The organism is Vibrio sinensis (assembly GCF_003605645.1).
Lineage (GTDB): Bacteria > Pseudomonadota > Gammaproteobacteria > Enterobacterales > Vibrionaceae > Vibrio > Vibrio sinensis.
In genome coordinates this window covers 655,131-667,665 of the sequence record NZ_QVMU01000001.1, presented here as the reverse complement: position 1 = coordinate 667,665, position 12,535 = coordinate 655,131, and the positions used below count along the sequence as shown (strand labels likewise).

Genomic DNA, 12,535 nt, shown 5'->3' with positions numbered 1-12,535 from the left:
CACAAAAAAACTCATACTTTAGGAGGGGGGAAGTATTCTCAAAATAGTATTGGATTTAAGTTTGGTTTAGCCAAACTAAAAAAGGACCGCAGAGTGCAGTCCTTATGGTTAAATCTATTAATTGAGTACGCCTATTAAGGGAACTTACTCAAAATAACCGACTAACTTTTAGGTAGTTTGAATGTCCATACTGTACCACCTTGGTTGAAATGCTTAACTCGTTTTGCAACTTCACCCCCCCAAAGTGGAACTGCGCCACCCCAGCCAGAAAGTACAGAAACATATTGTTCACCGTCCATTTCCCATGTGACAGGTGAACCTACGATTCCTGAACCCGTATTAAATTTGTATTGAACTTCACCGGTTTTAGCATCGAATGCGAGTAGGTAGCCCTCAGGATTACCCATGAATACGAGGTTGCCTGCGGTAGTTAAAACACCACCCCAAAGAGGAGCGTAGTTTTTATAACGCCATACTTCTTTGCCTGACTTAGGATCGATAGCACGGAGTACACCAATATAATCTTCATTAATCGCTTTGATGGTGAAACCCGCACCTATGTAGGCCGCACCTTTTTTGTACGCTACAGGTTCATTCCAAACGTCCATTTCCCATTCATTGGTTGGTACGTAGAATAGTTCAGTATCTTTGCTGTATGCCATTGGCATCCAGTTCTTACCGCCGAGGAAAGAAGGAGCGGTAACGACAGTGTTCCCTTTTTTACCATCAGCGGAATCTGCAGGGTTACCCGGACGATTTTCATCGACAAAAATAGGACGTCCATTGTCATCGAGGCCTGACGCCCAAGTGATCTTGTCGGCAAATGGGAACCCACGGATAAAGTCGCCATTTTCACGGTTTAGTACGTAGAAGAAGCCATTACGGTCAGCCGTTGCTGCTGCTTTAACGGTTTTACCGTTGTCTTGGTAGTTGAAAGAGACTAGCTCATTCACCCCATCATAATCCCAGCCATCATTTGGTGTGGTCTGGAAGTGCCATTCGATTTTACCGGTATCTGGGTCGATACCTAAACGGGAAGAAGAAAAGTAGTTATCGCCTGGACGTAAGTGGGAGTTCCATGGGGCAGGGTTACCTGTGCCAAAGAAGAGCAAATCAACCTCTTCATCATAGGTACCACCATTCCATGGTGCTGCACCACCAGACTTCCACAAGTCACCAGGCCAAGTTTGTCCGGCTTTACCGCCTGAAATGCCATTCTCGATTTTTTTGCCATCTTTCCAGATATAGCCCATATGGCCTTCAACGGTCGGACGTTCCCAGACGAGTTGACCATTCGTCGCATCATAAGCGGTAATTTTGCCGACGATACCAAATTCACCACCAGAAACACCGGTAATGATTTTACCTTTTACGATAATTGGTGCTGCAGTGATTGAGTAACCTGCTTTATAGTCGGCAACTTTCTTTTTCCATACGGTTTTGCCCGTATCTTTGTTGAGTGCAACAATTTTTGCATCCAGAGTGCCAAAAATGACTAAATCACCGTACAGTGCCGCGCCACGGTTGATGACGTCACAACAAGGCATAATGCCATCAGGTAAACGAGCATCGTATTGCCACAGCTCTTCACCAGTGCGAGCATCGATAGCGTACATGCGTGAATAAGAACCCGTAATATACATCACGCCATCTTTGATCAGAGGTTGAGATTCTTGTCCACGTTGTTTTTCACCACCTAATGAAAAAGCCCAAACTGGGCGCATTTCTTTAACAGTCTCACCGTTAATTTTTGTCAGTGGGCTATAGCGCTGGCCTTTAAGTCCTAAGCCATAAGAAACCACATCATCAGTAGTGGCTTGGTCATTTGATATATCTTTATCAGTTACATTAGCGTTGGCGGTTCCGCACAATGCTAACGCAATACAAAGGGATAATGATAATTTTGTACTTTTATAGGCATTTATCATTCTTGCTTCCTCAAGGGATCGTTATTTAAATCGAAATTTGTTGAGCACGGTTGGTAGCCAAACAATATTGTTAAGGGGGGAATATTGTTTGGCTACCGTATCCTATGAAGAAACCATACGGGCTCGATGCATGGTTTCCTCGCAGGATAGAACAAGACTAAATTCAATCTACTTTTACGGCTATTGCACTCCAGTAGAGTTTTTTATCATCACTTAGTAGGAAAATAAGGAGGACTTTATCTTCCAGTATCAATCCATGACGTGGGTATAGATGATCTAATAGAAAGTAGGTACCTGATAAACAGCGTTATATTTGGCAAATATTTTTTCCATTTCACCTTGCTTAATCATACTTTCAACGATGTCACCGACGGCATAACCAAGTTGTCGATAGTTTGTTTTTACGGCCATTCCAATATCCCATTGTTGCTGTCCAAGCATAGGAAAAGCATTTTCAGCGAGCTTGTATTGGTTTGGGTCCATAGTTCCTTGTAAGTGAGTTATTTGACTGCGAAGCCCCATCGCTGCATCTACTTCGCCTTTTTGTACCGCTTCAACTGCAAGTACTGTAGAGGGATAGTGGTGAGAACTATTGCGCATTTGGCCACCAAATGCAGAGGAGAGATAAAACTGAGGGATTGAATCAACCTCTACACCAATTTTGTGGTACTGGAATATGGCCATTGTCGGCACAGATTCAAGCTTTTCGGCGTCGTAAATGATTTGCCAAGATTCGATATGGTAAGGAGCAAACATGTGCACTTGTTCATGGACAAGTTCACCGATGTCATCCCGAGCGATGGCGTAGTTTTTATCGTAAGGTACTCGAAGCATTAAGTCCGCGACAGTCCGCTTTAGATAGTGTCCTTTCCAGAGGTTATTGCGTAAATCGTCTTCGACGTTCTCATCGGCAGTCATCCATCTTAAATGGAGCTCCACGTCCATTTCTTTAGCGATATGTTTGGCAATTTCGATATCAATGCCAAGGGCCACGCCATCTTGTTGATAAGAAAAAGGAGGGTAGTCACGGTAGATTGCTACCGTGATTTCGTTACTTTCGATAATGTCATCATAGGATCGAGCATGGATCGCCGGGCTTAATAAAGTGCTAGCAATCACTCCGATACTGGTGACTAAACAATTAAATATCTTCACTGATAGACTCTAACCACGTTTTAATTGACCAAAGAGCTTCTTGGGAAAGGTGTTCTGTCATCTTCGGCATGTAGACCGCACCGTTTCGAACTGCGCCGTTTTGAACTCGGTAGCCATACCATTCATCGCCATCGAAATCTGGAGTCAATAAACGTAAATCCGGGGCAATACCACCAGAAATTCCCTCTAAGCCATGGCAACGTGCACAATTTTGGTTATAAGCGGAGGCGCCTAGATCAATAATATTTTTCATTGTTGCACCAGTTTCTTGGCGATAAGGGTTTTCATCCAGCCACTCTTCGCCAAGTTGGGGTAATTCAGAAGTATCAATTGACTGCGGGGTAACAGCTCCGTGGGCATAAAGATTAAAAGAGCTCGCTAATAATAATGAAGCTAACAGGCAGTTACCTTTAGTGAGAGTTCCTTTCATTGCTTATTCCTTATGATAATTTTTCTAGATTAATTTAATTACATACTAGCCAGCTAAGTTTCCAATTCTAATTACACTTTGGCCTAGTTCCTTCTCATCCTTTAGTATGTAATACATTTATTTTTATAGGCTAAAGTTTAAATAAATTCTTTTTTATCAGTTATTTATAATTCATAGTGTTTATTTTGTTGGTATTTTAAGTTTGAGAATCTTTCCTATATGATGTTGGTAAGCAATGGTTTTAAATAGATTTTTACCAGAGAGGTTAGCATGAGGAATATAAGGGCCTTAATATTAGGTGTTTGTATGTTGCCAATAGTTTATATAGATAGTTCTTTTGCAGCGTCAGATAAAAATCAACAGATAGAAACACAGTTTAATTACTTAAAATTGAATGTAAAAAAGCCACCTGCTTTATCTAACGTTATTGAAACGCCAAAAGATAGCGGTTTTCAAGGAGCAAAATTAGGTATTGCTGACTCAAACAGTACTGGCAAATTCCTTAAGCAGCACTTTGTGTTGGATTATTCAGAATTTGAACAGAGTGCTGATTTAATTGAACATCTGTCACTGGATTATTCTCAAGGACAGCGCGTTTTTATTCTTGATGCACCCATGGAATCATTGATTAGAGCCAACGCGTGGGCAAAAGGCAAAGAAGCACTGATCTTTAACGTGAGTGAGTCAGCAGATGGACTGCGATATCAACAATGCCTCACGTCTGTTCTGCACACGACTCCTAGTGATGCGATGCGTTCAGATGCGATTGCCCAGTGGTTACTCAGTCGACGTTTGAATAAAGTGTTATTGGTGAGCGGGAGTAAGGATGAAGATATTGCGTTGAATGATTCATTCAAACGTTCAGCTAAGCGCTTTGGTTTAGATATCGTCGCAGAGAAAACGTGGAGTTTTGATTCTGACCTTAGACGTAGTGCACAGCAAGAAGTCCCTTTATTTACACAAACAATGGATGACTATGATGTTGTTTATGTCGCCGATAAATCTAAAGATTTCGCAGAATACATTCCTTTTAATACTTATATTCCTCGACCTGTTGTCGGCTCTGCTGGGTTAGAAGCATTAACTTGGCATTCCGTGATTGAGCAATGGGGCGCTGCACAATTACAAAAACGTTTCCGCTTGCAAGCAAAACGACAGATGAACGAGCTTGACTTTAGTGCTTACCTTGCCGTGCGAAGTGTTGCACAAGCAGTACATCAACAAAAAACCAATAACCATCTAGAAATACAGACATTTATTAAGTCTGACGACTTCGAATTGGCCGCTTACAAAGGAAGAAAACTCAGCTTTAGATCTTGGAGTGGTCAGTTGAGAATACCCATGGCGTTAATTCAGCCAAATAGCCTAGTATCGCTCTCGCCTCAAGCGGGCGTGCTTCATCCAAGAACGGAACTTGATACGTTAGGTTTTGATATTGAGGAATCTCAATGCATCACACAAAAGGAGCAATTATGAAACAATCACTTTTATACTCTTTGTTAATTGGAGCCGCAATTAACTTGTCGCCAACGCTGGTTAGCGCGTCTGAACAAGCTTACGTTACTAATGAGAAAGATGATGATATTTCAGTCATTGACATGGATAGCTTGGAAGTTGTTAAGCAAATTCCAGTAGGACAACGCCCAAGAGGGATCATTTTTAATAACGATCACACACAAGCTTATATCTGTGCCAGTGATTCTGATACGATTCAAATTCTAGATCTCAAAACAGAACAAGTGATTGGTGAGTTACCATCTGGTGAAGATCCAGAAACCATTGCTCTTCACCCTAATGGTAAAACGATTTATACCGCTAATGAAGATGATGCGTTATTAACGGTTATCGATATCGAAACTCGCGCGGTCAAAACTCAGATTGATGTGGGTGTAGAGCCTGAGGGCCTAGCTGTAAGCCCTGATGGTAAAATTGTTGTTGTGACATCAGAAACAACCAATATGGTTCACTGGATTGATACAGAGACACATGAAAATATTGACAATACACTTGTGGCAGATAGACCGCGTTCCGCGATGTTTTCAAAAGATAGTAAGCGTCTTTGGGTAAGTTCTGAGATTGGTGGCGAAGTTGTTGTGATCGATGTACCTACTCGTAAAATTATTAAGACATTTAAGTTTGAATTGGATGGGATTCATAGCGATCGCGTTCAACCTGTTGGTGTTGAGTTAAGTGATGATGGTAAATATGCGTTTGTTGCTTTAGGCCCAGCGAACCATGTTGCGGTTATCAAGCGTGACGATCTAACAATTGACGAATACCTATTGGTTGGGCGTCGTGTTTGGCAGTTAGGTTTTAACAAAGATCAGAGTTTATTGCTGACAACAAATGGTGTGAGCGGAGATGTTTCTGTCATTGATGTCAAAAAAATGAAAGTGGTTAAGTCTGTGAAAGTAGGTCGTTACCCGTGGGGAGTCGCTATCAAGGACGTTCTATGAGTATCACAGTGAAAAATTTGTCATACAGTTACGGTCGTAAAGACGTACTTAAAGATCTCAATTTTTCACTGGGCGCTGGGTTCAATATTTTACTTGGACCCAATGGCGCAGGAAAAAGTACGCTCTTTTCATTACTGACTGGGTTATCTGAAAGTTCGCACAGTTCTATCAAACTTTGTGAACTTTCGATGAAAGAACAGAAACGAAAAGCACTGGCAAAAGTAGGGGTAGTATTTCAACAAAGCACGTTGGATCTTGATTTGTCAGTGAAACAAAACCTACTTTATCATGCGTCATTACATGGGCTTTCTTCTATGGAAGCCTTGCATAATATAGAAGATATTCTTGTCCGGTTACGCTTGTCTGAACGTTTGAACGAACGTGTTCGTTCATTAAATGGCGGTCACCGTCGAAGACTCGAGATTGCACGCGCTCTTATGCATAAACCAGAGGTGCTTCTACTGGATGAACCGACGGTGGGTTTAGACAGTGATAGCCGCATACTAATTATTGAACACATTAGACAACTTGCCGATGAGCGCGGAATATGTATTTTGTGGGCGACGCATTTGATGGACGAAGTGGCGAAGGACGATGCTCTGATTTTACTGGATAAAGGGCAAATTAGGGCCGTAGGTCGAAGTGAGCAACTCTGTGAGCAAAATGGTGTATCAGATGTTTTTCAGTTGTACCATAAACTGACAAAAAATCCGGAGATTATGTGAATATTCAACAATATCGCTACTGTTTTTCTGGAGTGCTAAAACGTGAGTTTTTACGTTTTTTGCAGCAACGAACCCGTTTATTGAGTGCTTTGATTCGTCCACTACTTTGGCTTGTGGTTTTTGCCGCTGGCTTTAGAAGTGCATTAGGCGTTTCCATTATGGAACCCTATGGGACGTATATTACTTATCAGCAATATATTACCCCAGGCCTGTGTTGTATGATCGTACTTTTCAATGGAATGCAAAGCTCACTTTCAATGGTTTATGATCGTGAGATGGGAAGTATGAAATCGCTGTTAATGAGCCCGCTACCGAGGCCATTCTTGTTAATGTGTAAGCTCACTGCAACTGCGATCCTTTCTTTATTACAGGTCTGTATTTTCCTTATCATTGTTCAGCTTGTCGGTGTGGATACACCATTGCTAGGGTATCTTTCTGCTGTGCCAGCAATTTTTTTAATTTCATTTTTCTTAGGAGCGCTGGGGTTACTTCTATCGAACCAAATAAAGCAGCTAGAGAATTTTGCAGGTGTTATGAATTTCGTGATATTCCCGATGTTTTTCCTTTCTAGTGCTCTCTATCCGCTTTGGAAGATGAAAGAAGCCAGTATCTGGCTTTTTTGGATATGTGACTTTAATCCTTTTAGTTACTGTGTGGAGTTACTAAGGTTTGCCTTATATCAGCAATTAAACTTCGAAGCGTTTATGGTTATTTTAGTCGCGACAATGATTGTATCAGTATTGGCTATCTTTAGTTTTTCGCCCAAACAAGTGAGTAGGAAAGGATAGCATGCGATCTCCGTATCCAGATATTGAGCCATATCAGGTACATTTATTTGATATGCGAGCCAACGAGGGGGAAACCGTTCATCAGATTTACGTTGAAGAGTGCGGCAACCCCAATGGTATTCCAATCGTATTTCTTCACGGCGGGCCAGGTTCAGGCTGTCGACCATCTCATCGTTGCTTGTTTGATCCACATTCTTATCGAATCATATTGTTTGACCAGCGAGGCTGTGGTCGCTCTCAACCTTATGGCTGCTTAGAGAACAATAGAACCGAATATTTGATTAATGATTTAGAGCAAATTCGAGAGACGTTAGCGATTAGGCAATGGATCGTTTTTGGTGGTTCTTGGGGAGCGGCGTTGGCGCTTACGTACGCACAGCAACACTCAGAACGGGTGACGGCATTAGTGTTAAGAGGTGTGTTTTTAGGACGAAAATCCGATGTGGGTTGGGTTTATGACCATGGTGGCGCAGCAAAAATATTTCCTGAAGCGTGGCAAAATTTGATGTCTACCTTAACACCTTGTGAACGAGAAACGCCGCTACGTAGTTTCTATACGATATTGCTTGATAGTGATACACAACGAAGTGGTGAGGTGAGTGAAGCTTTGAATCAATGGGAGCGACATCTTGTTAGATTAGTTTCGCCGGCTCATATCACGTTGAAAGATGCTACAAGTTGTCGAGGTGGTGACGCTAAAGATGCTGCTAAAATTATCCAGCTTCACTACAGCTTGAATGAGTTTTTTATTTCTCATCGTCCGATTTTAGCCAACATGAAAACGATAAATGCCATCCCAACTTTCGTCATTCATGGTCGCTATGACATGGTGTGTCCACTAGAGCAGGCGTGGCAACTTTACCAAAAGAATCAAAACATCGAATTGGATGTGATGCCTTTGTCTGGTCATGTAGCTGAAGAGCCAGAGATCCTTGAGGCGATTCTAAACCTAACCGATCGACTGGCTCGACGCTTTTCTGGTTAAATTAGTACTTACGTTACCGTAATAGTTTTTCTTTATGGATTTAGTCTTTGCTTTAACAAGCAATATTTTGACCTAGTGGCTGTGTAATCGTTATACGGACGTTCTCGCTGTAAGTTTGGCTATTTCTTCTAATATCTCTGGGTTGGCAATTGCCCCTAGGTTCTTGACTTCCTGACCATTAATAACTTGTTTAACTGCAAGCTCAACCAATTTACCTGAACGAGTTTTTGGGATGTCGCTAATGGCGAAAATCTCTTTTGGCACATGTCTTGGGGAGCATTTTTGTTTCAATGTTTGACGAATTACACCGGTCAGTTCGGGTGTTAACTGAGTTCTCTCCTCAAGTTTCACCATTAGCCAAATTTCTTCAGATTGCTGCTGTAGCTTCCCAACCGCGATGGAGTCAACAATACCGGGGAGATTGTTTACTTGTTGATAGATTTCAGCAGTACCAATACGAATGCCTCCGGGATTTAAGGTGGTGTCGCTGCGACCAAAGAAAACATACCCTTGTTGAGCTGTGAGCATGACATCGTCGCCATGGTGCCAAACATCAGCAAATTTATTCCAATATGCATTGTGGTAACGCTCGCCATTGTCTTTCCAAAAACCTATTGGGAAGTTCGGTAGGGAGTTGTTGCAAACCAACTCGCCTCGCTGTTCGACAACTGCATTACCCGCGTCATTGAATACTTGCACATCGACCCCTAAACCAGAGAATTGGCATTCGCCTTTGTAAACCGGAGAAATGGGATTACCTAATACAAAGCAGCCACAAATATCAGTTCCACCGGAAATGGAGGCTAAATGGACATCAGTCTTAATGTTTTGATATACAAAGCTAAACTGCTCTGGATAGAGTGCAGAGCCTGTAGAGCAGATCGTTTGTAGTGAAGTTAAGTTGTGGTTATTTTTAGGGTGATAGTTAGCGTGTTCAAGAGCTTCTAAATATTTTGCTGAAGTCCCAAACAGCGAGACTGAGTCATGTTCTGCCAGTGTCCATAATACAGAAGCATCAGGATAAACAGGGCTACCATCATAGATGACTAACGTTGCGCCGCTGGCCAGAGCCGATACATGCCAATTCCACATCATCCAACCACATGTGGTGTAATAAAAGACATTATCGAACGGTTTAATGTCGCAGTGGAGTTGATGTTCTTTTAAGTGATTGAGTAATGTCCCACCCACTGAATGCGTGATGCATTTAGGCTGACCGGTGGTGCCGGAGGAGTAGAGGATAAATAAGGGGTGATTGAAAGGCACTCTTTGATACGCCACATCAGCGTCGTGGTATTTTTCGAGTAGTGATTGCCAGTTAATGTATGTGTTTTGATTATTTTCTATGTTCGAATCATATTTCGTTGCATCATCCTTACTCGGTTCACCGTGAGCTTGTGAGTGATTGAAAGCAATATCGTCGATTTCGCACACAGCTAAATCATGGTGACCCAACATAACATTTAGTTGTGCAGTAATTTGATGGTTTTTGTCTCTCATATCAAAATATTTGCCACCGAACTGATATCCATTGCAGCAAAAAAGCACTTTAGGTTCAACTTGGCCAAACCGTTCCAGAACACTATCTATGCCAAAATCTGGCGATGTTGATGTCCATATTGCACCTAAACTGGTTGTCGCAAGCATCGCGATAACGGTTTGCGGTAGGTAGGGTAGGTAACCCGCAACGACATCGCCTTTTTTTACACCGCAATTAACAAGCCATTGCTGCACAATTGAGACTTGATTGAGTAGCTGTTGACCTGTGATTTGTTGGTGTTCACCACGCTCATTGCTAAAACGTATAACATATTCGTTAGGGTTTTTTCTACTATGATCAAGGAGGTTTTCTGCGTAATTTAAGTTGGCTTGTGGAAACCAGATCTTATCTCTGTTGATACAAGGGGCTTGCCACTTCTCTAATCCAATTTGATGGGTTTCATTACCCATATCGCCAATAATCTGGCTAAAGTGCCACGTCTGTTGCCAAAATTCGTCACTATGTTCAATCGACCATTGATGGAGCTGTGAGTAGTCATCGATAGGAACATAAAGTGAAAGAGCATTAATGCTCTGGATAAATGCATGGAGATTGCTATTTGCAATTCGTTCGGTGGACGGCGCCCAGATTGGTGTTTTGTGCGACATGTTTTCCTCTAATCTTGCAAATGGCTGACGTTTATATGAGTGACTGGATAATGCGTATAACGATGAGAAAGAGCATGAGAAATAGACTCTGCCCTAAACCTTAAGTTAAAGCTGTTCCACTAATTGAGGTAGAACGTCAAAAAGGTCGCCGACTAAACCGTAATCGGCGATTTCAAAAATTGGTGCATCGGGATCTTTGTTTATCGCGACAATGACTTTGGACTCTTTCATTCCGGCTAGATGCTGTATAGCGCCAGAAATACCAACAGCGATATACAGTTTTGGTGCGACGATTTTACCGGTTTGACCGACTTGTAAGTCATTCGCGACAAATCCTGCATCAACCGCCGCACGTGAAGCACCAATTGCGGCTCCTAACTTATCGGCGAGTTGCTCTATCAAGGCGAAGTTTTCTTTACTTCCTACTCCTCGACCACCAGAGATGACGACTTCCGCTGCGGTTAATTCTGGGCGAGAACTTTCCGTTTTGGACTCGGAGACAAAGGCTATTTGCAGATTGGTATGAGCTAGAGATGATGAATCTATGGATTGCTGAACAATCTCTACGTCATTCTCATGATTATTTGAAACTGTTGTCGCTTCGAAAGCGGAAGTCCGAACTGTGATGACTTTTAGCGCATCCTTGGTCGTGACTTTGGCAAGAGCGTTACCAGCATAAATAGGGCGGATAAACGTTGCTTCATCAATGACTTGAATGATATCCGATACTTGTCCTACACCGCATTTTGCTGCGATTCGTGGAGTAAGATCTTTTCCTTTGGAAGATGAACTGGCGAGTATGGTTTGATAGTTATTGGCTAACTGCGCGATCACGGGAGCCAAGTGTTCAGAGAAATGATGTTGATAGATGGGCGCATCAATGCACAATACTTGTTTGATGCCATCCACTTGGCTCGCTTGGTTCGCGACAGATTCACATTGATAGCCAATAACCAAAATGGTGTTGTCAGAACTGATTTGGTGTGCCGCACTAACGACTTTCAATGTATCAGCATGAAGGTCTTGATTATCATGCTCAGCAATAATTAGGTTTTTCATACAATCACCTTTGCTTCGTTTTTAAGTTTATCGACCAGTTCTGTGACCGACTCTACTCTTATACCTCCTTTTTTCTGCGCTGGTGGCATGACTTCAATAACCGTTTGGCTAAATATGATCTCGACACCAAGGCTTTCAGGAGTAACGATAGACATGGGTTTTCGTTTCGCTTTCATGATATTAGGTAAAGAGGCAAAGCGAGGTTCATTTAAGCGAAGATCGGTACTAACTACCGCCGGTAGTGCCATTGAGACAGTCATTAAACCGCCATCGACTTCTCTCTCTACCTCTATGTTTTTCTCATTGATTTCAATATTTGAAGCAAACGTCGCTTGAGGCCAGTCGAGCAGCGCCGCTAACATTTGTGCGACTTGGTTGTTGTCCGTATCAATAGATTGCTTACCTGTAATCACTAAATCGGCTTGTTCTTGATGGACGATTGCTTGCAGTAATTTAGCAACAGTTAAAGGCTCAAGTTTGTCCACCGTTTCGATGTGGATTGCTCGATCAGCACCCAATGCTAGGGCAGTACGCAGTTGCTCTTGGCTTTGTTGTCCACCCGCAGTGACGACAATGACTTCGTCAGCATGATTGGCTTCTTTTAGTCGGATTGCTTCTTCAACGGCAATTTCACAAAATGGATTAATGGTCATCTTAACGTTATTGGTTTCGACATCAGTATGGTCTGATTTGACACGAACTTTGATGTAGGGATCGATAACCCTTTTGATTGGCACTAATATTTTCACGTTAGATTCCTTTTTAAAGTGAAGTCTATTTTATGCTGTTGTTAAAATGATGTTAATTTACGTTTACGTGTACGTCAATGTAGCTCAGTCGATATGATAGTATTTTATTAAC

Annotated in this window: 11 protein-coding genes; 5 read left to right on the top strand and 6 right to left on the bottom strand. The window is 42.1% G+C overall.

Annotation, left to right across the window (positions count from 1 at the left end; translation table 11 throughout):
* Window positions 1-161: 161 nt before the first annotated feature.
* The 3 genes from DZ860_RS02765 to pedF form a co-directional block, all read right to left on the bottom strand.
* A complete protein-coding gene (locus tag DZ860_RS02765) occupies window positions 162-1,928 on the bottom strand; it encodes a PQQ-dependent methanol/ethanol family dehydrogenase (protein ID WP_120029370.1) in 1,767 nt (588 codons plus the stop codon).
* Between the two features lie 276 nt (window positions 1,929-2,204).
* Window positions 2,205-3,083 (bottom strand): substrate-binding periplasmic protein, encoded by an 879-nt coding sequence (locus tag DZ860_RS02760; RefSeq protein ID WP_120029369.1) that lies wholly within the window; start codon window positions 3,081-3,083, stop codon window positions 2,205-2,207.
* Complete coding sequence (gene pedF / locus DZ860_RS02755) at window positions 3,070-3,513, bottom strand: cytochrome c-550 PedF (protein WP_120029368.1); 444 nt, start codon at window positions 3,511-3,513, stop codon at window positions 3,070-3,072. Before pedF ends, DZ860_RS02760 begins: the two co-directional genes overlap by 14 nt.
* A gap of 306 nt (window positions 3,514-3,819) precedes the next feature.
* Here pedF and DZ860_RS02750 point away from each other — a divergent pair, with 306 nt between their 5' ends.
* The 5 genes from DZ860_RS02750 to pip are packed head-to-tail and all read left to right on the top strand — an operon-like array spanning window position 3,820 to window position 8,467.
* On the top strand, window positions 3,820-4,989 hold the full coding sequence (locus tag DZ860_RS02750) for an ABC transporter substrate-binding protein (RefSeq protein WP_243641790.1): 1,170 nt from the start codon (window positions 3,820-3,822) through the stop codon (window positions 4,987-4,989).
* Window positions 4,986-5,969: a PQQ-dependent catabolism-associated beta-propeller protein gene (locus DZ860_RS02745; RefSeq protein WP_207890581.1), complete on the top strand. Its 984-nt coding sequence runs from the start codon at window positions 4,986-4,988 to the stop codon at window positions 5,967-5,969. Before DZ860_RS02750 ends, DZ860_RS02745 begins: the two co-directional genes overlap by 4 nt.
* Window positions 5,966-6,694, top strand: a complete 729-nt coding sequence (locus DZ860_RS02740; protein ID WP_120029366.1) for an ABC transporter ATP-binding protein — start codon at window positions 5,966-5,968, stop codon at window positions 6,692-6,694. The genes DZ860_RS02745 and DZ860_RS02740 overlap by 4 nt, the downstream gene beginning before the upstream one ends.
* A complete protein-coding gene (locus tag DZ860_RS02735; protein ID WP_120029365.1) occupies window positions 6,691-7,482 on the top strand; it encodes an ABC transporter permease in 792 nt (263 codons plus the stop codon). The genes DZ860_RS02740 and DZ860_RS02735 overlap by 4 nt, the downstream gene beginning before the upstream one ends.
* A 1-nt stretch (window position 7,483) precedes the next feature.
* Window positions 7,484-8,467: a prolyl aminopeptidase gene (gene pip, locus DZ860_RS02730; protein ID WP_120029364.1), complete on the top strand. Its 984-nt coding sequence runs from the start codon at window positions 7,484-7,486 to the stop codon at window positions 8,465-8,467.
* Window positions 8,468-8,557: 90 nt separating this feature from the next.
* Here the strand turns inward: pip and DZ860_RS02725 are convergent, their stop codons facing one another.
* The 3 genes from DZ860_RS02725 to DZ860_RS02715 all read right to left on the bottom strand — a co-directional run bounded on the left by DZ860_RS02725 (window position 8,558) and on the right by DZ860_RS02715 (window position 12,423).
* On the bottom strand, window positions 8,558-10,615 hold the full coding sequence (locus tag DZ860_RS02725) for an acetoacetate--CoA ligase (protein WP_120029363.1): 2,058 nt from the start codon (window positions 10,613-10,615) through the stop codon (window positions 8,558-8,560).
* Window positions 10,616-10,720: 105 nt separating this feature from the next.
* Window positions 10,721-11,674 carry an electron transfer flavoprotein subunit alpha/FixB family protein gene (locus DZ860_RS02720; protein ID WP_120029362.1) on the bottom strand — a complete coding sequence of 318 codons (954 nt, stop codon included), beginning with the start codon at window positions 11,672-11,674 and terminating at the stop codon, window positions 10,721-10,723.
* On the bottom strand, window positions 11,671-12,423 hold the full coding sequence (locus DZ860_RS02715; RefSeq protein WP_120029361.1) for an electron transfer flavoprotein subunit beta/FixA family protein: 753 nt from the start codon (window positions 12,421-12,423) through the stop codon (window positions 11,671-11,673). The genes DZ860_RS02720 and DZ860_RS02715 overlap by 4 nt, the downstream gene beginning before the upstream one ends.
* Window positions 12,424-12,535: the final 112 nt, after the last annotated feature.